The 21,995-nt window shown below is 62.1% G+C and carries 16 protein-coding genes and 4 pseudogenes; 5 read left to right on the forward strand and 15 right to left on the reverse strand.

The genetic code is table 11. The annotated features are described in order from the left end of the window. Positions 1-21 precede the first annotated feature (21 nt). The 10 genes and pseudogenes from N4R57_21465 to N4R57_21510 all read right to left on the reverse strand — a co-directional run bounded on the left by N4R57_21465 (position 22) and on the right by N4R57_21510 (position 10,771). Positions 22-2,469 (reverse strand): FAD-dependent oxidoreductase, encoded by a 2,448-nt coding sequence (locus N4R57_21465; protein ID UYV37469.1) that lies wholly within the window; start codon positions 2,467-2,469, stop codon positions 22-24. A gap of 85 nt (positions 2,470-2,554) precedes the next feature. After that, a complete protein-coding gene (locus tag N4R57_21470) occupies positions 2,555-3,451 on the reverse strand; it encodes a homocysteine S-methyltransferase family protein (protein ID UYV37470.1) in 897 nt (298 codons plus the stop codon). Further along, positions 3,390-3,836 (reverse strand): hypothetical protein, encoded by a 447-nt coding sequence (locus tag N4R57_21475; GenBank protein ID UYV37471.1) that lies wholly within the window; start codon positions 3,834-3,836, stop codon positions 3,390-3,392. The genes N4R57_21470 and N4R57_21475 overlap by 62 nt, the downstream gene beginning before the upstream one ends. After that, on the reverse strand, positions 3,833-6,286 hold the full coding sequence (locus tag N4R57_21480) for an FAD-dependent oxidoreductase (GenBank protein ID UYV37472.1): 2,454 nt from the start codon (positions 6,284-6,286) through the stop codon (positions 3,833-3,835). The genes N4R57_21475 and N4R57_21480 overlap by 4 nt, the downstream gene beginning before the upstream one ends. A gap of 6 nt (positions 6,287-6,292) precedes the next feature. Further along, a complete protein-coding gene (locus N4R57_21485; GenBank protein UYV37473.1) occupies positions 6,293-6,916 on the reverse strand; it encodes a LysE family translocator in 624 nt (207 codons plus the stop codon). 15 nt (positions 6,917-6,931) lie between these two features. Beyond that, a pseudogene (locus N4R57_21490) lies at positions 6,932-7,314 on the reverse strand (GFA family protein). A 27-nt stretch (positions 7,315-7,341) separates the two neighbouring features. Then, positions 7,342-7,911 carry an XRE family transcriptional regulator gene (locus N4R57_21495; GenBank protein ID UYV39642.1) on the reverse strand — a complete coding sequence of 190 codons (570 nt, stop codon included), beginning with the start codon at positions 7,909-7,911 and terminating at the stop codon, positions 7,342-7,344. 95 nt (positions 7,912-8,006) lie between these two features. Beyond that, a complete protein-coding gene (locus N4R57_21500; GenBank protein ID UYV37474.1) occupies positions 8,007-8,459 on the reverse strand; it encodes a GAF domain-containing protein in 453 nt (150 codons plus the stop codon). A gap of 9 nt (positions 8,460-8,468) precedes the next feature. Beyond that, positions 8,469-9,506, reverse strand: a complete 1,038-nt coding sequence (locus N4R57_21505) for an alpha/beta hydrolase (protein UYV37475.1) — start codon at positions 9,504-9,506, stop codon at positions 8,469-8,471. A 93-nt stretch (positions 9,507-9,599) separates the two neighbouring features. Next, positions 9,600-10,771, reverse strand: a pseudogene (locus N4R57_21510) (acetyl-CoA C-acyltransferase). A 103-nt stretch (positions 10,772-10,874) separates the two neighbouring features. Here N4R57_21510 and N4R57_21515 point away from each other — a divergent pair. The 4 genes and pseudogenes from N4R57_21515 to N4R57_21530 all read left to right on the forward strand — a co-directional run bounded on the left by N4R57_21515 (position 10,875) and on the right by N4R57_21530 (position 14,043). Next, entirely contained in the window at positions 10,875-11,213 is a 339-nt protein-coding gene (locus N4R57_21515; GenBank protein UYV37476.1) for an STAS domain-containing protein, read from the forward strand. A gap of 42 nt (positions 11,214-11,255) precedes the next feature. Next, positions 11,256-11,738: an ATP-binding protein gene (locus tag N4R57_21520; GenBank protein UYV37477.1), complete on the forward strand. Its 483-nt coding sequence runs from the start codon at positions 11,256-11,258 to the stop codon at positions 11,736-11,738. A gap of 294 nt (positions 11,739-12,032) precedes the next feature. Next, positions 12,033-13,605 (forward strand): annotated as a pseudogene (locus N4R57_21525) (gamma-glutamyltransferase family protein). Between the two features lie 54 nt (positions 13,606-13,659). Next, positions 13,660-14,043 carry a rhodanese-like domain-containing protein gene (locus tag N4R57_21530; GenBank protein ID UYV37478.1) on the forward strand — a complete coding sequence of 128 codons (384 nt, stop codon included), beginning with the start codon at positions 13,660-13,662 and terminating at the stop codon, positions 14,041-14,043. Between the two features lie 57 nt (positions 14,044-14,100). Here the strand turns inward: N4R57_21530 and hspQ are convergent, their stop codons facing one another. Beyond that, positions 14,101-14,427, reverse strand: coding sequence for a heat shock protein HspQ (gene hspQ, locus N4R57_21535; protein UYV37479.1), 327 nt, complete (start codon positions 14,425-14,427; stop codon positions 14,101-14,103). A 200-nt stretch (positions 14,428-14,627) separates the two neighbouring features. Here hspQ and N4R57_21540 point away from each other — a divergent pair, with 200 nt between their 5' ends. Further along, complete coding sequence (locus tag N4R57_21540) at positions 14,628-15,218, forward strand: transglycosylase SLT domain-containing protein (GenBank protein ID UYV37480.1); 591 nt, start codon at positions 14,628-14,630, stop codon at positions 15,216-15,218. A gap of 314 nt (positions 15,219-15,532) precedes the next feature. Here the strand turns inward: N4R57_21540 and N4R57_21545 are convergent, their stop codons facing one another. The 4 genes and pseudogenes from N4R57_21545 to N4R57_21560 all read right to left on the reverse strand — a co-directional run bounded on the left by N4R57_21545 (position 15,533) and on the right by N4R57_21560 (position 21,940). Beyond that, positions 15,533-16,135 (reverse strand): outer membrane lipoprotein carrier protein LolA, encoded by a 603-nt coding sequence (locus tag N4R57_21545; GenBank protein ID UYV37481.1) that lies wholly within the window; start codon positions 16,133-16,135, stop codon positions 15,533-15,535. 163 nt (positions 16,136-16,298) lie between these two features. Continuing rightward, positions 16,299-19,308, reverse strand: a pseudogene (locus tag N4R57_21550) (DNA translocase FtsK 4TM domain-containing protein). A 14-nt stretch (positions 19,309-19,322) separates the two neighbouring features. Further along, complete coding sequence (locus tag N4R57_21555; GenBank protein ID UYV37482.1) at positions 19,323-20,501, reverse strand: aminotransferase class I/II-fold pyridoxal phosphate-dependent enzyme; 1,179 nt, start codon at positions 20,499-20,501, stop codon at positions 19,323-19,325. A gap of 110 nt (positions 20,502-20,611) precedes the next feature. Beyond that, entirely contained in the window at positions 20,612-21,940 is a 1,329-nt protein-coding gene (locus N4R57_21560) for an amidase family protein (protein ID UYV37483.1), read from the reverse strand. Positions 21,941-21,995 lie beyond the last annotated feature (55 nt).

Consider the following 21,995-nt stretch of genomic DNA (forward strand, 5'->3'; position numbering starts at 1 on the left):
GGCCGGGGGATGCCAGAGGCGTTAGGCTTTGACGCGCTCGGACGTGGGATCATAGAGCGGTTTGAGAGAGGCGGTGGCGGAAACGCGGGTTCCCATGACGTCGATCTCGAAGCGGGAGGCGAGAAGTTCGGCGGTGGTTTCGCCAGCGCAAGGGACATAGCCCATGCCGACCGCAGCACCGAGCGTGTGGCCGTAAGCGCCGGACCTGAGATAGCCAACGATGGTGCCGTCCCTGAGGATCGGTTCGTTGTGATAGAGCAGCGGTTCGGGATCGTTCAGCAGGAATTGCAGCATACGGGATTGCGGCCCGGTTTCGCGGCGTTTGAGCACGGCGTCGCGCCCGATAAAGGCGGGTTTCGAGGTTTTTACCGCGAAGCCGAGACCGGCGTCGATGACGTGATCTTCGGGTGTTATGTCATGACCAAAGTGGCGGAAGGCTTTTTCGATTCGGCAACTGTCCATCATATGCATGCCGCAGAGTTTGAGGTTCATGGCATGTCCGGCATCCACGAGCGTTTCAAAGGCGTGGGCGGCCATATCGGCGCTGATGTAAAGCTCCCAACCGAGTTCACCGACATAGGACACGCGGTGGGCGCGGGCGAGGCCCATGCCGAGTTCGATCTCTTGCGCCGTGCCGAAGGGGTTGGCGGCATTGGAGAAATCATTGGGCGAGACTTTTTGCAGGAGCGCACGGGCGTTTGGCCCCATGACGGCGAGTGTGGCTTCGCCTGCCGTGATGTCGGTGATCACAACGCGATGCGCGCCCACATGCCGTGCGAGCCAAGTTTGGTCGGCAAGGCGCGTGGCGGCGGGGGTAACGACGAGGTAGGCGCGTTCGGACAGGCGGGTGACGGTGACGTCGGCCTCGATCCCGCCGGAGGTGTTGAGAAACTGGGTGTAGGTGATTTTGCCGACAGGGGTAGAGAGGTCAGCACCGCAGACGTGGTTGAGGAAGCTTTCGGCATCGGGGCCTTCGACGCGGATTTTGCCGAAGGAGGACATGTCATACATGCCGACATTGGTGCGGATGGCATGATGTTCGCGGGCGGAATTTTCGAACCAGTTCTGGCGTTTCCACGTGTAGCGATAGGCGCGTTCCTGCCCCGGATCGGCGAACCAGTTGGCGCGTTCCCAGCCGGCGATTTCGCCCATGACGGCGCCGTTATCGAGCAGGTGCAGATGAAGCGGGGTGCGGCGGATGCCGCGGGCCGTGGCCTTTTGGCGATAGGGGAAGTGATCGGCGTAGAGCAGGCCGAGGGTCTCTTTGGAGCGCTCAAACAGGTAGGTTTTATTGCCTTGGAAGGGCTGCATGCGGGCGATATCGACATCGCCAAGGTCAAAGGGTTTTTCGCCCGCCTCCATCCATTGAGCCAGCGCCATGCCCGCGCCGCCTGCGGATTGGATGCCGACGGAGTTGAACCCGGCAGCGACCCAGACGTTGTCCATCTCGGGTGCGAGGCCGAGGTGGTAGGCATCGTCGGGGGTGAAGCTTTCCGGGCCGTTGAAGAAGGTGTGGATGCCTGCCTCGGCCAGCATCGGCATGCGGTTGACCGCCTGTTCGAGGATCGGCTCGAAGTGGTCGAAATCTTCGGGGAGCTGGTCGAATTCGAAATCGGCGGAGATGCCGGACATGCCCCAAGGTTTGGCGACGGGTTCGAAAGCGCCGAGCATGATCTTGCCAGCGTCTTCCTTGTAATAGGCGCATTCATCGGGCACGCGCAGGACGGGCAGCGAGGTGAGACCTTCGATCGGTTCGGAGACGATATAAAAATGCTCGCAGGCATGGAGCGGGACGTTGATGCCGGCCATGCGGCCGACCTCGTGACCCCACATTCCGGCGCAGTTGACGAGGTGATCGCAGGTGATGTGGCCGGTGCTGCCGTCTTCGCCGGTCCAATCGACGCCGGTGATGCGGCGGCCGGTTTTGGCAATGTTAGAGACTAATACACGCTCCTGCACCACAGCGCCGCGTTGGCGCGCGCCTTTGGCGAGGGCGAGGGCGATGTTGGCGGGATCACCTTGGCCGTCTTTATCAAGAAACACGCCGCCCAAAACGCCATCAAGGTTGAGATGGGGATAGCGGGCGGCGACTTCGGCGGGGGTGATTTCGTCGATGTCGACGCCAAAGGCGCGGGCCATGGCGGCGGAGCGGGTGATCTCTTCGAGGCGGTCCTCGGTCAGGGCGACAGTGATCGAGCCGACGCGTTTGAAGCCGGTGGCGACGCCGGTTTCCGCTTCGAGATTGCCGTAGAGCTCTTGCGAGTATTTCGCGAGCTTGGTCATATTGGCGGTGGCGCGGAGTTGGGCGATGAGCCCGGCGGCATGCCATGTGGTGCCGGAGGTGAGTTGCTTGCGTTCCAGCAGGACCACATCACGCCAGCCTTGTTGGGTGAGGTGATAGGCCACGGAGCAGCCGACGACTCCGCCGCCGATGATGACGACGCGGGCGTGTTTGGGCAAGTTGGGCATGATCGGTTCCTGTCGGTCTGTTTGGCGGGGGCGGAGCGAGGGGCCAGCCCCTCGCGCTCCCCGGAGTATTTTTAGCAAGATGAAGTCAGGTGATGGTGTGGCCAGCCGCGTGCAGGCGTTTGGCGAGTTCGGTGATGTGGGCGGGGCCGACCTCGCAACAGCCGCCAATGATTGTGGCGCCTTGGGCGACCCATGACATGGCGAAATCTGCATAGGCGGCGGGGGAGAGATCGGTGCGCTGTTCGAGGGCGTCAACGGTGGGGAATTCGGCGAGGAAGCCATCGGAGATGCGGGTGAAGCCGTTGGCGTAGGCGCCGAAGGGCAGGCCGAAAGCCGCGAGTTGTGCGAGGCCGTCGGCCATGACTTCGGGTGGGGCGCAATTGAGGAGGAGGGCGGCGGGCGCGTATTCAGAGACCAATGCGGCCAGATCGGCGAGTTTTTCGCCGGAGCGCAGGCGGGTTCCGTCATCGTCGCAGACCGTGAGCGAGAGCCAGACGGGTTTGGTTGCGGCGGCGCAGCCGAGCAGAGCGCCGTGGGCGTGTTCGATCGAAGCGACGGTTTCGATCAGGAAGATATCAACGCGGTCATGCAGCAGGGCGACGCGTTCGGCAAATATGGCTGCGGCCTGTTCGAGCGGGGTGTGGAGGTCCGGGCGGTAGCTTGCGCCAATCGGGCCGAGCGAGGCGGCGATGTGGCCCGACCCATGAAGCGCGCGGGCGGCTTCGGCTTCGACGAGGGCCTGCGCGTTGAGGTGGTCGAACGCATTTTCGAGGCCGATGCGGGCGAGGCGGTCACGCAGGACGGCATAGGTGTTGGCCGTGGCGATGGTGGCGCCCGCTTTGAAGTAGTCAAGGTGCACGTCGCGCACGACGCCGGGCATGTCCATCATGACGGCGGTGGACCAGAGCGGCGTGGCGCGGTCACCGGAGCGTTTGACGATCTCTTGTCCGATGGAGCCGTCGAGGAGGGTGATTGCAGTCATGGCAAAGGCCCTTGAGGCGCCGTGCTGTGACGGCCGAGAGGAGGAGGGTGACGGCGGACCAGATGCTGATCCAGCCGAAATACCAGATGCGGCCTGCTGTGGCATTGAAGTCTTCGGCGTTGACGAAGGCGGATTTGCCGAAATAGGCGGCGATCATGGCAAAGAGCAGCGTGAAGGCGGCGACCAGAGCGAGCATTGTGTTCGAGGTGCCAAAGAGGCGCGCGACAAGAAAGACGCCGAAGCCCAGTGCTGCGCCGATGAGGCCGGATTGCGCCGCCCACCACGGGTGTGCACCGAGGGCTTTGGAGACGCCAAGCCATGAGAGGGCGGCAACCAAGAGCGCAAACAGCAGCGCGAGGGCGAGGTCGGGCCAGCGTAGGGTCATGCACGGAGCCTTTGGTTTTGCGGATCCCAGAGGGGGGCATCGGGTTGCACCGTTGCGCGGTAACGCTGGCCGTAGATTTCGACCTCTAACTCTGTGCCGGGGGTTGAAAGATCGACCCTAACCATGCCCAAAGCGATGGATTTACCGATGCGGTGCCCCCAGTCGCCGGAGGTGGTTTCGCCGACGATTTCGCCGTTGTGCCAGAGGGTGGACATATAGGGCGCATCCGCTTCGCCGGCATCGACAATCAGGGTGACGAAGCGTTTTTTGGTGCCTTGCGCCTTGGCGGTGGTGAGCGCGGATTTGCCGGGGAAGTCGGCGGGCTTGTCAAGGTTGAGAAAGCGGTCGAGGCCGAGTTCGAGCAGGGAATAATCGGTCGAGAGGTCGCCTTTCCACGCTTTGTAGCCCTTTTCGATGCGCAGGGAATTGAGGGCATACATGCCGAAGGGCTGCACCCCCGCATCACGCAGCGCGTCCCAGATGGCGGGCATCGCATCCGGGGCAGCGTGGATTTCCCAGCCGAGTTCACCGGCAAAAGACACCCGCAGGAGCGTGGTCTCTTGTCCGGCAACCGCGCCATTGGGGCTGATTGAGAGCCACGGCGCGGTGAGATCGTGGCCGGTGGTGAGCGGCGCGAGGATGTCGCGGGCGCGCGGGCCGGTGACGAGGAGGCATTCGGCATCACGCGTGTGATCCGTGAGGGTGATGCCCTTGGGGAGTTGGCGCGCGAAGATTTCGGCGTCGTGCCATTGGGCGGCGGCGGCGGTGATCAGGTCGATTTCGTCATCGCTGTGAACCATGACCGTCATCTCTGTCAGGCAACGGCCACGCGTATCGGGAAAATAGGCGAGGCCAACGCGACCGGGTGCGGGCAGGCGGGAGGCGGTCAGCCCATCGACAAAGTCGCGCGCGCCGGGGCCTGTAAGCTTGAGCCGGGTGAAGCCGGTGATCGGGAGCATGCCGCAGTCATCGCGCACGGCGAGGCATTCTTCGCGGATACGGTCAGCCCAAGGGCCGGAGCGGGTCCACGTATGGGTGGCCTCGAGCGAGGTGTCGTCGCCGGGTTTGGCGAACCAATTGGCACGCTCCCAACCGTTGTAGGCGCCAAAGACCGCACCGGCGTCTTGCAGGCGGGAATGCAGGGGCGAGCGTTTTTGGTCGCGCCCGGCGGGCCATTCGTGATGCGGGAAGTGCATGGCGTATTCGTTGCCGTAGACCTCTAGCCCTTTGGCGACGCAATAGTCGTGATCGGTGTAGTCGGTAAAGCGGCGCGGATCGCAGGACCACATGTCCCATTCGGTGACGCCATCGACGATCCATTCGGCCAGCACCTTGCCCGCGCCGCCGCCTTGGGCGATGCCGAAGGTGAATACGCAGGCCTCGAAGGCGTTTTTTACGCCGGGCATGGGGCCAAGGAGCGGCAACCCATCGGGCGCATAGGGAATCGGGCCGTTGATCACCCGCGAAATGCCGGACGAGCCGAGCAGGGGCACACGCTCCATCGCGTCGGTCATGATGTCTTCGATCCGGTCGAGGTCATCCTGCCAGAGTTGGAAGCTGAAATCATCGGGCATCGGGTCTTCGGGGGTGTCCCAATGGGCGCGGCAGTTGGGTTCGTAAGGGCCGAGGTTGAAGCCGTTCTTCTCTTGCCGGAGGTAGTAGGAGACATCAACATCGCGCAAAAGTGGCAATTTAGAGCCTGTTTTCGCCGCATGCGCCGCGATTTCGGGAATCTCTTCCGAGAGCAGGTATTGGTGGCTCATCACCATCATCGGGACGGTGCGCCCGCCAAAGGGTTTGAACCATTCGCCAACGCGCTGGGCATAGTATCCGGCGGCGTTGACGACGTAGTCACAGGTGACATCGCCCTTGTCGGTGTGGACCGTCCATGTGCCGTCATCGTGCTGTGTAACGCCGGTGGCGGGGGTGAAGCGGGCGATTTTCTGGCCCATATCGCGGGCGCCCTTGGCCAGCGCCTGGGTCAGCTGGGCAGGGTCGATGTCGCCGTCGTGGGGGTCGTAAAGCGCGCCGGCGAGATCGTGGGTTTCAAGGAAGGGGTAGCGCTCTTTGGTTTCTTCGGGGGTGAGGATTTCGATCGCCATGCCCTGATAGAGGCCCATCCCCTTGGCGCGTTCGAATTCCTGCATGCGTTCGGTGGAATGGGCCAGCCGGAGCGAGCCGGTCTGGTGGTAGTTCATCGGGTAGTCGACCTCGTCCCCTAGACGGGCATAAAGTTCGGTCGAGTAACGCTGCATGTTCATGATTGACCACGAGGTCGAGAAGGTCGGCACATTGCCGGCGGCATGCCATGTGGAGCCTGCGGTCAGTTCATTTTTCTCCAGTAGGAGGCAATCGCTCCAGCCCTTGAGGCCAAGGTGGTAGAGCACCGAAGTGCCGACAACGCCGCCGCCGATGATGACGACGCGGGCATGGGTGGGCAGGTCAGACATGGTTGGTTACTCCCAGATGAGGCGGAGGGCGAGGGTGCCGAAAATGAGGCTTGTGAGTTTGTTCAGGGGGCCGGAAATGCGGCCAAGGGCAGTGCGAAACAGCCCGGCGGCGGCACCATAGGCAGAGGTGATGAACAGGCCGGTGATGCAAAAGAGCGTGCCGAGGATCACGATTTGGTGCCAGAGCGGACCGATCAAAGGGTCGGCGAATTGCGGCAGGAAGGCGAGGATGAACAGCGCCACCTTGGGGTTAAGCAGATTGGTGAGAAAACCGCGTTTCAGGGCGGAATAGAGGCTTTTGGCGCCTTTGGTGGTGGTGGCGTCAGAGGGGGCATTCCAGGTTTTGATAGCGAGCCAGAGCAGATAGGCGGCACCGGCCCATTGCACCGCTTTGAAGGCCAGCGGGCTGGCAAGGATCAAGGCGGATAGGCCGAGCGCGGCAAAGAGGATATGCGCCACGGAGCCGAGCGCGATGCCCGCCGCCGCCGCAACACCCGCGCGGGGACCGCCGGAGAGGCCGGAGGCTGTGGCAAAGATAACATCCGCACCGGGGGTGAGATTGAGCAGGATGCCCGCCCCGAGAAAGGCAAGGATGGTGACGGGATCCATTGCTAAAAGCGTCTCTAACATGGCTGTTTTGCCCTTCTACCAGCGTTCAAAGATTGGGATGTCGTCGTTGATTTCGTAGTAGTCACCCTTGTCCTTGGTGAAGATGTGACGGCGTAGGGCGGTGCCGGTGGGCAGATCGAGGACCCCATCGCGACCGAGGTGTGGTCATCGTTGAACGGGCGGTAGAACAGCGACGCCCCGCAAGCATTGCAAAAGCCGCGTTCGGCGTGGTCCGAGGAGCGATACCACGTCAGCGTAGCATCTGCGGTAAAGCGCAGGTCCGGGTGTTTGACCGAGGTGCCGGACCAGTAATGCCCCGACAGGCGGCGGCATTGCGAGCAATGGCAGGCCGAGGGCGCGACCAGGTCGGCGGTGATGGTGAAGGCGACCGATCCGCATTCGCAGCGACCTGTGATCATGGGGTAGGCTCCTTGTTTACGGCCCGGTCAATAGACGGGCGGGGCGATGACCCAGATGGCGATTGCCGGGGTGTCGTAGGGGTTGATCCATTCAAACGGTTCGTTGCGGATGCGAAAGCTGTCGCCGGGATGGACGGTGAAGAGATTGCCCGAGATCACGAGATCGAGCTTGCCCGAGATCAGGTAGCCGACCTCTTGGGTGGGGCGGGTGACGACCTCACCGATGCGGGAGCGGGGTTGGAAGGTGGAGTGGACCACTTCGAAATCATCGGTGAGATCGGGGGAGAGCAGCTCTTCGACCAGCCCGGCGGTGTTCGACCCAATAGGGCGGCGGGCGGTTTTGCGCACGATATGCCCGGCCTCTCCCGCGGGGGCGGGGGTTTGGCCAAAGAGGAGCGAGACCGGAACATCAAGCGCGGCGGCAAGGTGGCGCAGATCGGTGATGGTGGGTTCGGAGAGGTCACGCTCGACCTGACTGAGCCAGCCGACGGAGCGGCCCAGCGTATCGGCCAGCCCCGAGAGCGTCAGCCCGCGCGATTTGCGGATTGCGCGGATGTCAGCGCCGAGAGTGGCGGGTGTGGGCGTGTCGTGATGCATGGCGGCACCGTGAAAATTTCGTGTCAATTTTCACGGTGCCTGATCTGCGTGAAAATTCAAAGCGAAATTTCATGCGCCGGGGTCGGCTCGGCACCTTAACTAGCAAAGACGAGATCGAGGATGTCGCTGAGGCGGGTGGCGTCGGTTTGTGTGAACGCGGCGGGTTGATTGCTGTCGATATCGAGCACGCCGAGCAGCGTTCCGGAGCCATCGCGCACCGGGATCACCAGCTCGGACCGTGTCGAGCTGGCACAGGCGATATGGCCGGGGAAGGCATCGACATCATCGACAAGCTGCACCTGTCCTGTGCGGGCAGCAGCGCCACAGACCCCACGGGAGAACGGGATCTGCAAACAGCCATGTCCGCCTTGGTAGGGACCGATTTTGAGCATCTCGGGCGCGGTGACGCGGTAGAAGCCGGTCCAGTCGAAGCGATCATCGGCGTGATGAATCTCGCACGCGAGGGTGGCCATGAGGGCGACGTTGTCGGTTTCGCCGTCAGCCAGCGCGAGGATGGATTGTTTGAGGGTGTCGTAATCTACGGTCATGGCGGCTCTTTAGGGCAGGGTGGCTTTCAGCCAGGTGGCGGATTTTGCGATAGCGTCGCGGCCTTGGGGGATCACCTTGGTCAGGGAGAGGAAGGCGTGGATTTGACCGGGGTAGGTGAGGAGGTCGACCGGGACGTTGGCCGCTTTTAGTGATTTGGCGAGGGATAGGGCATCGTCCCAAAGCGGGTCATGACCGCCGGCGATGATGAGAGCGGGTGGCATATCAGCGTGATGCGGCGACAACAGGGGAGAAACGCGGGGCGCGGTTCTGTCTTGATCGGGGGGCAGGTAGAGCGAGAGATACCAATCAATGCGGTCGGCGGCGAGCAAGGGTTGCTCGGCAAGGTCGCGCATGGATTGGGAGGAAAGCCGCCCGTCGGTTCCGGGATAGATCAGCAGTTGTGCGACGGGCATGGGAAGCGCGTTTTCGGCGATGTCGTGCAGCAGGACGGCGGCGAGATTGCCCCCGGCGCTATCGCCGCCGATGGCGAGTTGGTTGGGCGTGACGTTGAGGCCATCTGCATTGTCGAGCAGCGCGCGATAGCAGGCGAACACATCGTCTGGTGCGGCGGGAAACGGGTGTTCCGGCGCGAGGCGGTAGTCAAAGGAAATGACGCGGACGCCGGAGAGGTCAGCCAGCGCGCCACAAAGCCCGTCGTGGGTGTCAATGTTGCCTTGAACCCAGCCGCCGCCGTGCAGGTAGAGCAGCGTCGGTTGCGCCGCGCGCGGGTCGCGGCCAGCGGTTGTGTAGATGCGAGCGGAACGCGGGCCGGACGCGCCGGGCAGGGTCAGATCGGTTTTGGTCACAGAGGCGGGGCAGGGGCGCTCAAACTTGGCCGCGAGTGTGGCGATCTGGGCGCGGCTTTCTTCTAGGCTGGGCGGTTTATTGGGGTCGCGCAGAAGGGTGACAAGATCGGAGGCGGCCATCGCCTTGGGGTCGATTGTGCGACCCGCCACGGTGGTGAGGCGACCGGTGTAGATCAGCCGCACGAGAGGCTCTGGCAGAAAGACTTTGAGCAGACCCCAGATCAGTTTGAGTTTGTGCATGATACCCCCGGTTTTGACGCCCAATGATAGGCGGCAAAACGGGAAAGGCAATGCGCCGGATAAGGTGCCCGGCGCATTGCGGATTGCGCAGGGTTAGACCCGCTCTATCGCGATGGCGGTGCCTTCGCCGCCGCCAATGCAAATGGCGGCGATCCCGCGCTTGAGGTCGCGTTTTTCAAGCGCATTCAACAGCGTGACCATGATCCGCGTGCCAGAGGCACCGATGGGGTGGCCAAGGGCGCAGGCGCCGCCGTTGACGTTGACGATGTCGCGCGGCAGGCCCAGTTCCTTCATGAAGGCCATGGGCACCACGGCGAAGGCTTCGTTCACCTCCCAGAGGTCAACATCGGAGATGTCCCAGCCTAGACGCTCCATCAGTTTTTTCGCAGCCGGAACCGGCGCGGTGGGGAACATTGCCGGGGCCTGCGCGTGGCTGGCGTGGCCAAGGATGCGGGCGCGGATGTTGAGGCCGTTGGCCTCGGCATGATCGCGCGAGGACAGCACCAGCGCCGCGGCGCCATCGGAGATCGACGAGCTGTTGGCGGCGGTCACCGTGCCGTCCTTGCGGAAGGCGGGTTTGAGCATCGGGATCTTCTCGGGACGCGCCTTGCCGGGTTGCTCATCGGTGGTGATGACCTCTTCACCGGTGCGGGCATGGACCGTGACGGGCGAGATTTCGCCCGCAAAAGCGCCGGAGCGTTCCGCTTCGAGCGCGTTGGAGAGCGAGGCGAGCGCGTATTGGTCTTGGTCTTCGCGGGTGAATTGGAACGCTTCGGCGCAGTCTTCGGCGAAGGTGCCCATGAGGCGGCCCTTGTCGTAGGCGTCTTCGAGACCATCAAGGAACATGTGATCCTTGACCTCTTGGTGGCCGATCCGCGCACCGCCGCGCATTTTGGGCAGGATGTAGGGCGCGTTCGACATGGATTCCATGCCGCCAGCGACCATCGTGTCGTTATGCCCGAGGGCGATCTGGTCATAGGCCATCATGGCGGTGCGCATGCCCGAGCCGCACATTTTGTTGAGCGTGGTTGCGGGGCCTCTTCGCCCAAACCGGCGGCGAAACCTGCCTGTCTGGCCGGTGCCTGGCCTTGGCCGGCGGGCAGGACGCAGCCCATGAGCACCTCGTCAACCGTGCTGACGCGCGCGTCAGCCAAAGCGGCGCGGATGGCGGACCCGCCGAGCGCGGCGGCGTCGACCCCGTCAAACACCCCTTGGAACCCGCCCATTGGGGTACGCGATGCCCCTGCGATTACGACATCTTTCATGACTTGTCCTCCTCTTCTCTGGCTCTTGCATACCGAATGGTAAGGTTTGAGGTCTACCCTGCTTGCTTATCAATCGTATTTCTACGGCAACAAGGGCTCAGAAATGAAACTTGAGATTAGGGACGCTAGCGAGTTTTTGGTTGTGACAGTGCGTGAGCAGCGGATTGATGCTGCGGTCGCCATCAGATTCAAGGATCAGATCAGAGAGGTGATCGGAAGGGGCGCGCCGCATGTGGTGTTTGACCTGAGCGAGGTTGAGTTTGTCGATTCGAGCGGGTTGGGCGCGATTGTCGCGGCGATGAAGCAGATGGGCAGCACCCGGCGGCTTGACCTTGCCGGGCTGACGCCGGCGGTGGAGCGTGTCTTTCGCCTAACCCGGATGGACACTGTGTTCACCATTCACACCGACGTGGCGCAAGCCGAGGCGGTTTATGCGGGATAAAAGCGGGTGCGCCCCGACGCGTGGCCCAAGGACAAGGCGCACATGACGCAGGACAGCGAAAACGCGGGATGCCAGCCTTCTCAGCGGGTCTCGATTTCTTTTGCGAGCGGCGCGTGGGAAGTGCGTGAGGCGCTGGCCCAGTTGAAAGACCGGCTGGCTGTGATGCAGCTTGGCGCTGAGCATGAAACCACGGTTGAGCTTGTCGTTGGAGAGGTTCTCAACAACGTGGTTGAACATGCCTATGGTCCGGGACAGAGTGGCCCGATTGAGGTGATGTGCGAACGGGAAGAGGCCGCGCTGCATTTTTGCGTTCGTGATTCCGGGCGCGCCTTTCTGGGGCTACAACTTCCGCGGGGCGATCCGCCTGATGTTGATCGCGTCAGGGAAGAGTTGCCGGAAGGTGGTTTTGGTTGGTATATGGTTCGCAACCTTGCTTGCGGGCTTGGCTATACCCGTGACTCGGATCGCAACACTCTCAAATTTTATATATCTTTGAAGGTGTTAGAGGGCGAAAGCCCGTCATGAGCGCCGGGGTTTTCAGAAACTTGGCAACCTTTGGCAACTTTGGTCAGACCCGGTGAAAAACGATCATTGAATCGCCTTAATGCGTTCGTAATCGCGCCAGATTCATTACGCATAACGGAGGGGTAGCTGCATATGGCTTCCCTCGGCGCCGCGCGTTAACAGCCCCCACCCAGTGCGTGGCGTCGAGGTTTACTTTTTCCCAAAATTTTAACCGGCCAACCACGCAAACCATGCGTTGGCATTTGGTGCGATGCGCCCTAGTCTTTTGCCAACGCAGGGCAAGGGGACGAATTCATGCGCGATTTTCACTTTCCAGGACGATCAGCGGTGTTGGCCGCAAATGGGGTTTGCGCTACGTCGCATCCGTTGGCGGCAAAAGTTGCGATTGAAACGCTGGAGGCGGGTGGCAACGCGATGGACGCTGCCATCGCGGGGGCTGTGCTTTTGGGGATTTGCGAACCGCAGATGACCGGGATTGGCGGCGATTGCTTTGTTTTGTTCAAACCGGCCGGGTCGGATGAGATCAAGGCGCTCAACGGATCGGGGCGGGCCCCGGCGGCGGCGAGCGCGGCGGCCTTGCGAGAGGCGGGCCATAAGACTGTGCCGCTTTTTGCGCCCGAAGCGGTGACGATCCCGACGGCGATTGATGGGTTTTGTCGATTGAACGCGGACTGGGGGGCGCTGGGGCTGGATCGTATTTTGGCGCCTGCTATTCGCTATGCCGAAGAGGGGGTTCCGGTTGCGCCGCGCGTGGCGTTCGATTGGCCAACAGCGGCCAAGGCATTGTCGGGCCACGGCAAAAAGTATTTCCTTGTGGATGGCAAACCCGCGCAGGTTGGCCAGAAGTTTCGCGCGCCGGGGCAAGCCGAGGTGCTGCGGCGGATCGCGGCACAAGGGCGCGACGGGTTTTATACCGGGGAAGTGGCCGACGACATGGTGAGCGAGCTGCGTGCGCGTGGCGGTGTTCATACGCTTGATGATTTCGCAGCGGCGGAGAGTTTTTACACCGATCCGGTGGGCGGGGATTACAAGGGCGCGACTCTGCTGGAGCATCCGCCGAACGGGCAGGGCGCGACGGCGAATCTGTTGCTGAATATTCTGAACCAGTTCGATATTGCCGGAATGGACCCATTTGGCGCAGAGCGCGCCCATATCGAGGCGGAGGCGACGAAGCTGGCCTATGATGCGCGTAACAGGTTTATTGCCGACCCGGACCACACGGCGCGGCTTGACCATATGATGGCGACAGAGACGGCCAAGAAGCTGGCTGCTTTGATTGATCCGAAGCGGGCAATGGCGGCGGCGGCGCCGGTGAGCGAGGCGGTGCATAAGGATACGATTTACATCACGGTTGTGGACAAGGACCGGATGGCTGTGTCGTTCATCTATTCGATTTTTCACGGGTTCGGGAGCGGGATTGCGAGCGAGAAATTCGGTATCCTGCTGCAAAACCGGGGAGCTGGTTTCACGCTGGATGAAGGGCATCCGAACGAGATGGCGGGTGGCAAGCGTCCGATGCATACGATCATTCCCGGCATGGTTAAGAATGGCGGCGCGGTCATGCCATTTGGCGTGATGGGGGGGCGTATCAACCCTGTGGACATGCCAGATCGTCTCTAACATGGTGGATTTCGGGATGAACCCGCAGGCGGCGATAGATGCGCCGCGTAGTTTTGCCGACGGGGATGTTCTTAATGTTGAGCGGAGCTATTCCGAAGCCGTTCGAGCGGAGCTTGTCGATATGGGGCATAACGTGGCGGTGCCGGATGGTCCGCTGGGCGGGGCGCAGGCGATTCAGCTGCGCGAGGATGGTCTGCTTGAAGGGGCGTCTGATCCGAGGAAAGACGGGATCGCGCTGGGATACTAAAGCGACAATGACGGGCCCGGGATTGGTCCGGGCGCATTTATCAGGAGGTGAGCCATGGCGATTACGCCGGTGAAAGAAATGGTTGCGGCGGCGAAGCGCGAGATCACGTCGATTTCCGCCGAAGAGGCGCAGGCCAAGGCGGCAGCGGGTGAGATCCTGTTGGTGGATATTCGTGACCCTAGGGAGTTGGCGCGAGAAGGGCGGATTGAAGGCGCGTTTCATGCGCCGCGCGGGATGCTGGAATTCTGGGTCGATCCGCAGAGCCCCTATTTCAAAGAGGCGTTGGCGACGGACAAAACGCTTGTTCTGTTTTGTGCAAGCGCGTGGCGTTCGGCGTTGTCGACAAAGGTGTTGAAGGACATGGGGGTCGAAAACATCGCCGAGATGGAAGGCGGGTTTTCAGCGTGGAAAAAAGAAGGACGACCGGTCGAACTGTAACACCCGGCTTGGACTTGCCCGGCTTGGACTTGCAAAGGCGCGTGGTGATACGCGCCTTTAGTTCAGTTGGAAGTGCAGCGGGTAGAGGCCGTCCTCGAAGGGGCCGAAGAGATCGGGGATGTCGGGGTGATCGACGGGTTCGCCCGAATAGTCGGCGATCAGGTTCTGTTCGCTGACATAGGCGACATAGTAGCTCTGATCATTTTCGGCCAGCAGGTGATAGAACGGCTGTTCTTTCTCGGGGCGCGAGTCTTCGGGGATGGCATCATACCATTCCTCGGTGTTGTTGAACTCGGCATCGACGTCAAAAACCACGCCGCGGAACGGGTGTTTTCGATGGCGCACGACTTGGCCAAGGTGATATTTCGCAAGTGTTCTACGCATAGTTCGCCAGCCCCTATCGTTCTAGCATAGGGCTTTCAAGGGGCATTTGTCCATTTAGGCAGCGCAATTTTCGGGGAAACAAACTGTGTGCGCAAATGTGACAGTTGTGATCCGGCGTGACGCGGCCGTTGTGGAATTCTGCTTTAGCCGGAGGCGAAAATGGGCTAACTTGCGGCAAAACAAAAAAGCGAGAGGCAGGAATGAGCAGACCCCTTCGCGCCCTTATTCTGTTGATGTTGCTGGCAAGTTGTGGCGGTGGCCGCGACTATCAGGCGCCACGTGAGTTCGACAATGCGTGCAGCATCCTGAAAAGCAGGCCGCATTATGTGCGCGCGTTTCGCGCGACCGAGCGCAAGTGGAACGTGCCGGTGCATGTGCAGATGGCGACCATTTACCAAGAAAGCAAGTTCAAGGCGGATGCGCGCACGCCGTTTCGCTGGGCCATTGGGGTGATCCCGATGGGCCGTCAATCAAGTGCCTATGGCTATTCGCAGGCGCTGGATGCGACGTGGAAAGAATACAAGCAGGCCACGGGCAACAGCCGCGCCAAGCGCAACAATATCCGCGATGCGAGCGACTTTATGGGCTGGTATATGAACATCACCAAAGAGCGGAACGGTATCGCGCTGAGCGACGCGCGCAACCAGTATCTTGCTTATCACGAGGGGCACACCGGCTATCGGCGTGGCACCTACCGTGCCAAAGCGTGGTTGATGCGCGTGTCGGGCGAAGTTGGTGCACGCTCGAAGACCTATGAGGCGCAGTTGAAGCGGTGCGGGCGGCTGAGATAGGCGGCTGTGCCTCCATGCGCGGAGGGAATGGTTAACCGCCGGTGGCGTTAACCATTTGGGGGGTGACTCCCGGCTGACATCCGGCTGACTCCCGGCTGCCGAAATTTCCGAACATGTTAAGCATCGCCATGGTTAACGCGGCGGGCGCTGGAAACGGGTGCAGACAACGCCAAGGTGCTCTGCCGGTTGCAGAGGCGGTCAGCAAAGAGTGCAGATTGCCCCACGCCACATAGGGCAGCGCCCGCCCATGGGGCGGTCGGGCGCTGCCCGGCGGCGCTATGCGCCTTGACTCCGGGCTTTGCTAGGTGGCGATGTCAGCGGTCGAAGGTGCTGGTGTTGAGGTCGATGTCGAACAGCCGGTTCGGCATGTTGCCGCCCTTTTTCAACGCACCGAGAATGACAGTGGTGCGCGAGCCGGCGTCATCGTTGATGATCCACTGGCGGAGTTCGACCGGATTGCCGGTGAACTTGAGCTGGATATTGCCGTATTCGGGATGTTCGGGGTCTTGGGCCGTAACGATGGTGGCGGTGCCATCATAGGTGTGACCGACAACCATATTGGCGCGGCCAAGATCGACGTTTTTGGCGAGGATGATCTTCAGCGGCGTGCGGTTGAGCGGATAGGTTTCCGGCCCCTGATTGGTTTTCGGATCAAAGATTGCCACGGCCCCGGCAGAGGCCAGCACGAGGGTTTTTTCGGGCGGGTTATATTCGAAGCGAATCTTGCCCGGTCGGCGGATATAGATCGTGCCAGTCGAAATGGAGCTGTCGTCGTTGACCTGTGTGAAGGGGCTGGTCGCCGTTTTCAGGCCGTTGAGATATTTCGAGATCTCGTTGAGCGACAGCTTGTCCGCCCAAGCCGGTGCGGCGAGGGAGGTGGCAAGCAGGGTTGCCAGTGCAAAGCGGGCCAGTTTCATGCGAGCGGTCCTTCGTGGTTATGCGCCAATCTATCAGCGAGATAGGGTCAAACTAGCGAGAACCCAAGTGATAGGCGATAACAAGCCGGTGTTTGAGCGGAAAGTGGGGCGTCGCCCCCCGCCGCAGTAGGGGAGGGGGGGCAGAGAGGGGTCGGGACCCGGATTACGCCTGTTCGGGGACCAGAATTTCGCGTTTGCCGACGTGGTTTGCCGGAGAAACGAGGCCTTCTTCCTCCATCTGCTCCACAAGGCGGGCGGCCTTGTTATAGCCGATGCCGAGCTTGCGCTGGATATAAGAGGTCGAGCATTTGCGGTCCTTGATGACGATCGCGACGGCCTCGTCATATTGGGCGTCTTCGCCAGTGGTGTTGCCACCGGTTGCGAGGCCAAGCACCGCGTCGATGTTGTCGGCCTTTTCGTCATCCGGCCCTTGCACCACGCCCGAGAGGTATTCGGGCGGGCCGAAGGCCTTGAGGTGGGTGACGATTTCTTCGACCTCTTCATCGGAGACAAACGGCCCGTGGCAACGGGTGATTTTCGCACCGCCCGCCATATAGAGCATGTCGCCCATGCCGAGCAGCTGTTCGGCACCCATTTCACCAAGGATGGTGCGGCTGTCGATTTTCGAGGTCACCTGGAAGGAAATCCGGGTGGGGAAGTTGGCTTTGATCGTGCCGGTGATGACATCGACCGAGGGACGCTGGGTTGCCATGATGAGGTGGATACCGGAGGCCCGTGCCATTTGCGCGAGGCGCTGGATGCAGGCTTCGATTTCCTTGCCCGCGACCATCATCAGGTCGGCCATCTCGTCGACGATAACGACGATATAGGGCATTTTCTCGGGTGTGATTTCTTCGGATTCGAAGATCGGTTCGCCGGTGTCATCGTCAAAGCCGGTTTGCACGGTGCGCTCGAATGTTTCGCCTTTGGCCAGCGCATCGGCGACGCGGGAATTGTAGCCATCAATGTTACGCACGCCCATTTTGGACATCTTGCGATAGCGTTCTTCCATCTCGCCCACGGTCCATTTCAGGGCCACAACCGCCTTTTTAGGGTCTGTTACGACCGGTGAGAGCAGGTGCGGGATACCGTCATAGACCGAGAGTTCGAGCATCTTGGGGTCGATCATGATCAGGCGGCAATCCTCGGGCGTGAGCTTGTAAAGGAGCGACAGGATCATGGTGTTGATGGCCACGGATTTACCCGAGCCGGTGGTGCCCGCGATCAAAAGGTGCGGCATCTTGGCGAGGTTGGCCACGACAGGGTCGCCGCCGATGTCCTTGCCCAAGGCGAGGGGCAGCTTGTGATTGCCATCGCCGTAGTCGCGGGACGAGAGGATTTCGCGGAAGGACACCATCTCGCGGTTGTCGTTGGGCAGTTCGATGCCGATCACCGAGCGGCCCGGCACGGTGGAGACCCGCGCAGAGAGCGCCGCCATGGAGCGGGCGATGTCATCGGCAAGGCCAATCACGCGCGAGGCTTTGAGGCCCGGAGCGGGTTCGAGTTCGTACATGGTGACGACGGGGCCGGGACGGACGCTGACGATTTCGCCTTTGACGCCGTAGTCATCGAGCACGGTTTCAAGCATGCGCGCGTTTTCTTCGAGCGCCTCGTCCGAGAGGTGGTGGCGTTCGATGGTCACCGGGTTGGCGAGGAGCGACAGCGGCGGAAGCTCATAGGCCGGGCGGGTGTCATCGAATTTCAGCGTCGGCTGGGCTTCGGCCTTGGCGCGGGTCGAGGGCTGGATCGGTTTGCGAATGGGTTGCTGAACGACCTTTTTCGGCTCGGCCACGGGGATGTGGGGCTGGGCCTGCTGCGGGGCGGGTTCCGGTGCGGTTTCGACCAGCGGCAGGGGGATTCGATCAGCGCGGGATCGGGTTCGGGCGCATAGGTTTGCGGCTCGGCGTAGTAGGATTGGGCCTGCGGATTGAGGCTGAGCGCTGGGCTGGGCGCCGCGGCCTGCGCTGCGGTGAGAGGCGGCTCTGGTGGGAGCTGCGTCGTTGTCGGGGCGGCGTTGAGCACGAGCGGATCGGGGCCACGACCGCGCCCTTTGGTCAGGGGGGCGACGGATTCGATCTGAACGGCAGGGTTTTGGCGGACGCGGGATTTGATGACGTCAGCGATGCGCGCCTTGATGTGGTCGTTGCTGGGCGCTTGGGGTTCGGTGCCATAGTGCATGGCGGGTTCGACAAGCTCGGGCTCAGGCTCGACCATAGGGGCGGGATCAGGACGGCGGATCAGGTTGGTTGCGCGCGACAGGAGCCCTTGCTTTTCGGGTTCCTGGTGCAGCTGATCGAGCGGTGCTGTGTCATGGGGCATCGAGTCATACGGCATGGAATCGGGCGCGTGGAAGGGCCGTTCCTCGTCATAGAGCCGATCGGCGGGCGGGTTTGCGGTCTGTGCGGCGGCAGTTTGGGCGTCCTGCATGGCGGCCCATTCGGCGGCCTCGGCGCGGGCTTCGGCGCGACGCTCGCGCCGTTCGGCGGTTTTGGTTTGCAAGGTCTGCGCGGTCGAGACCGCGCCACGCGCGGTGCGGCCCAGAAGCGTCATCAGCGAGGCATAGAGCAGGATCAGACCGATCAACAGGAAGCGACCGATCTGGGTGATCTCAACCTTGGTAAAGCCAAGCACAAAGCGCCGAGGGCGATCATTGCCACGCCAAGCAGCAGCGACAGGATTTTGAGCCCGGTTGTTGCGCTAATCGGGAGGATATTGAGCAGGCTGCCGAGCGCGGTTTTGCCAAACAGGCCACCGAGGCCGAAGGAGTGGGTCCATTCCGGGCCGGGAACCAGCGTGGCGGCATAGATCGACAAAAGCGCGACCCAGATCGGCGCAAAGATCAGCCGCGACACGGCGCGTTCATTGCCGCGATGCAAAGCAAAGCGCAGGCCCCATGCCAGAAGCACAATGGCGACGCCCCAGCTTCCCCAGCCGACGATCATGAACATGGGTGCCGCCAGCGACGCGCCGAAGCGGCCAAGCCAGTTTTGCACGGGTGCATCGGTGGCAGACATCCACCACGGATCGGACGGAGCATAGGACCAGATCATCGCCACCGCGGCGAGGCCGGTCAGCATAAGCGCAATGCCGATCAGCTCTTTGCCACGTTTTTCGATGGCCTCTGCCATGTTGCTGTCGAGAAGCGGATCGCGGCCGCGTGCCTGATATGCCATGGTTTCCCTCGTCCTCAGCTGTAGATGCAGTCACGGAGCCGCGTGAGCCCCTGCTGCATTTCTTGTTTAGGGGCGACCATGGCCGCCCTGATATATCCCTGCCCGGGGTTATGTCCGTTCACCTCGCGGGCGAGGTATGCGCCGGGGAGCACCCGCACGCCGGTTTCCTGCCACGCCTTGAGCGCGGCTGTTTCGCCATCGTCGACCGGAAGCCAGAGGAAAAACCCGGCTTCGGGGCCTTGATAGCCCTGCACGCCAGCGAAAATCGCATCGGCGGCGGTGTATTTTTCCTGATAGAGGCGGCGGTTTTCATCGACATGCACCTCGTCCTGCCAAACCGCCGTGGCGGCGGCCTGAAGCGGGAGGGGCACCGGTGCGCCGGAGTAGGTGCGCAGTTGTTTCATCTGCGCGATGCTTTTGGCACCACCGGCGACAAAACCGGAGCGCAGGCCCGGCAGGTTGGACCGTTTGGAGAGCGAATGGAACACCACGACGCGGTCGGGGTCGGCCCCCATTTCGGCGGCAACCTCGAGCGCGCCGGGAGGGGCATCATTGCGCCAAATCTCGGAGTAGCATTCATCTGCGAAAATCTGGAAATCGAATTGTTCGGCCAAGTCGATCAGCTCGCGCAGGTAATCGCGGCTGGCCACGGCCCCTTGGGGGTTGGAAGGCGAACAGATATAGGCGGCGGCGACCCGGTTGAGCATATCGGTCGGCAGGCCGGAGTAGTCGGGCAGATAGCCGGTCGAGCGGGTTGCCGGGACCAGCACGGGCCGTGCGTTCACCGAAATCGCGGCAACCATGTAGACCTGATAAAACGGGTTCGGGAGCAGAACGAGCGGTTGCTCGCCGCGCTTTTTTTCGGGCACCAGCGCCGTGCAGGCATTGTAGAGCCCTTCGCGCGTGCCATTGAGCGACATGATTTGCGACGCCGCATCCAGCGTGACGCCAAAGCGGGTTTTGACCCAGCCCGCCACCGCCGAGAGCAGCTCTGGCGTGCCGTCGCTTGGCGGGTATCTTCCGAAGTCGGCGGCATTTTCCGTAATGATGTCAGTGACCCAATCGGGAAACCCGTGTCTGGGTTCGCCAATAGTCATATGCACCACATCCCCACCGGGTTGGTGGTGATCCAACAGCGCGCGCAGGCGCGGGAATGCGTATGCCGGTAGGTTCGAGAACCGCTCGGGGAACATGCTGATACTGCCTCTAGGTCGGGGTCATTCGCGCCCCGTTTGATGTAAAATTACTCAAACTTATCCGGCGCGTCCACAAAAAGAGGCGGGATTCCGTAGGGTTGTGGCAATTATGACAACGCCGCCTCGGCCCCGGCTGCGACCCGCAAAAGCGCCTCTTCGCCAAAGGGTTTTCCCATCAGGATAACGCCCGCAGACGGGTGGCCCGTGGGCAGGGTGATGGCCGAGAGGCCCAGCACATTGCCGATCCGCGTATTATGCAGCGCGAGCAGGTTTTCGGTGACGTAATAGTCGTGATCCGAGCCGAGCCGTTCGATATTGGGCGGCATGATCGGCGAGGCGGGGATGATGACGGCATCATAGCCCGCAACGCGGGCATTCCACGTGGCGCGGCATTGATCAAGCACCTGCCAGGCGTGGACATAATCGGGCGCGGCAAAGGTTTTCCCGGCGCGGAAGCGCTCGAGGATCTGCGCGAACATCTTCTCCGGAGCCGCTTCGATGGTTTCGCCCCATGTGCCATAGGCTTCGGCGGTGAAGGTGATGGCGGATTGTGCCAGCGCGGTTGTCACTTCTGGCGCGTCGAAGTTTTCAAGCGTGGCCCCGGCGGCGGCGAGTTTTTCCAGCGCGGAGGTGTAGCCGGCCATCGGTTCGGCGCGGGTGAGGTCAAGGGCGGCGGTTTGCAACACGCCGATTCGCAGGCCATGCGCGGAGGCGCCTCTAAGGTCGGCAGGCGCGCCGCCTTCGAGCGCGGCCAGCATCAACGCGGCGTCTTCGACAGTCCGGCAAAGCGGGCCGATGGTGTCAAAGCGCGCGCAGAGCGGCACAACCCCGGTCAGAGGCAAACGCGTCGAGGTGGTTTTAAGCCCGACAAGGTCGTTCCACGCCGATGGAATGCGCACCGATCCGCCGGTGTCCGAACCGATGCCGCAAGGCGCAAGCCCAAAGGCCACCGAGGCCGCCGCCCCAGAGGACGAGCCCCCCGACACCGCCGATTCGTCGTTCACGCAGGGCGGTGTCGCGGTGCTGGGATTATAGCCCAGCCCAGAGAATGCCAGCTCTGACATGTGGGTTTTGCCAAGGCAGACGGTGCCCGCCGCCGTTGCGTTTTTGAGCACAAGCGCGTCGCTGTCCGGTGTGCGCCCTTCGAGCAGGGCCGAGCCTGCTTCGGTGGCCACGCCGGCGCTGTCGAACAGGTCTTTCCAGCTTACCGGCACCCCGTCGAGCGGCCCGCGCCGGTGACCGGTTTTCGCGCGCTCTGCTGCGGCATGGGCTTCGGCCAAAGCGCGCTCTTCCGTCAGGCGGGCATAGATGCGGTCTTGCAGCGGATGCGCCTTGATCGCCTCAAGATAGGTTTGAGTCAGCGCCACGGGGTCGATTGCACCTGATGCGATTCCACGGCCCAGGTCACCCATGCTCATCCACAACCAGTCTTTCATTTATGCGCACTCCCGCAGCTTCATCTTGCTATAAATACTCATGCACCACGCTAGC

The sequence above is a fragment of the Rhodobacteraceae bacterium D3-12 genome (genome assembly GCA_025916135.1).
Taxonomy (GTDB): Bacteria; Pseudomonadota; Alphaproteobacteria; order Rhodobacterales; family Rhodobacteraceae; genus JAKGBX01.

What these genes read in the sequence shown, in the direction of transcription:
- N4R57_21485 (UYV37473.1), bottom strand. Translation starts at nt 6,916, where the DNA reads ATGTTAGAGACGCTTTTAGCAATGGATCCCGTCACCATCCTTGCCTTT.
- N4R57_21465 (UYV37469.1), bottom strand. Translation starts at nt 2,469, where the DNA reads ATGCCCAACTTGCCCAAACACGCCCGCGTCGTCATCATCGGCGGCGGA.
- N4R57_21505 (UYV37475.1), bottom strand. Translation starts at nt 9,506, where the DNA reads ATGCACAAACTCAAACTGATCTGGGGTCTGCTCAAAGTCTTTCTGCCA.
- hspQ (UYV37479.1), bottom strand. Translation starts at nt 14,427, where the DNA reads ATGCGTAGAACACTTGCGAAATATCACCTTGGCCAAGTCGTGCGCCAT.
- N4R57_21500 (UYV37474.1), bottom strand. Translation starts at nt 8,459, where the DNA reads ATGACCGTAGATTACGACACCCTCAAACAATCCATCCTCGCGCTGGCT.
- N4R57_21545 (UYV37481.1), bottom strand. Translation starts at nt 16,135, where the DNA reads ATGAAACTGGCCCGCTTTGCACTGGCAACCCTGCTTGCCACCTCCCTC.
- N4R57_21495 (UYV39642.1), bottom strand. Translation starts at nt 7,911, where the DNA reads ATGCATCACGACACGCCCACACCCGCCACTCTCGGCGCTGACATCCGC.
- N4R57_21530 (UYV37478.1), top strand. Translation starts at nt 13,660, where the DNA reads ATGGCGATTACGCCGGTGAAAGAAATGGTTGCGGCGGCGAAGCGCGAG.
- N4R57_21475 (UYV37471.1), bottom strand. Translation starts at nt 3,836, where the DNA reads ATGACCCTACGCTGGCCCGACCTCGCCCTCGCGCTGCTGTTTGCGCTC.
- N4R57_21520 (UYV37477.1), top strand. Translation starts at nt 11,256, where the DNA reads ATGACGCAGGACAGCGAAAACGCGGGATGCCAGCCTTCTCAGCGGGTC.
- N4R57_21540 (UYV37480.1), top strand. Translation starts at nt 14,628, where the DNA reads ATGAGCAGACCCCTTCGCGCCCTTATTCTGTTGATGTTGCTGGCAAGT.
- N4R57_21560 (UYV37483.1), bottom strand. Translation starts at nt 21,940, where the DNA reads ATGAAAGACTGGTTGTGGATGAGCATGGGTGACCTGGGCCGTGGAATC.
- N4R57_21555 (UYV37482.1), bottom strand. Translation starts at nt 20,501, where the DNA reads ATGTTCCCCGAGCGGTTCTCGAACCTACCGGCATACGCATTCCCGCGC.
- N4R57_21470 (UYV37470.1), bottom strand. Translation starts at nt 3,451, where the DNA reads ATGACTGCAATCACCCTCCTCGACGGCTCCATCGGACAAGAGATCGTC.
- N4R57_21515 (UYV37476.1), top strand. Translation starts at nt 10,875, where the DNA reads ATGAAACTTGAGATTAGGGACGCTAGCGAGTTTTTGGTTGTGACAGTG.
- N4R57_21480 (UYV37472.1), bottom strand. Translation starts at nt 6,286, where the DNA reads ATGTCTGACCTGCCCACCCATGCCCGCGTCGTCATCATCGGCGGCGGC.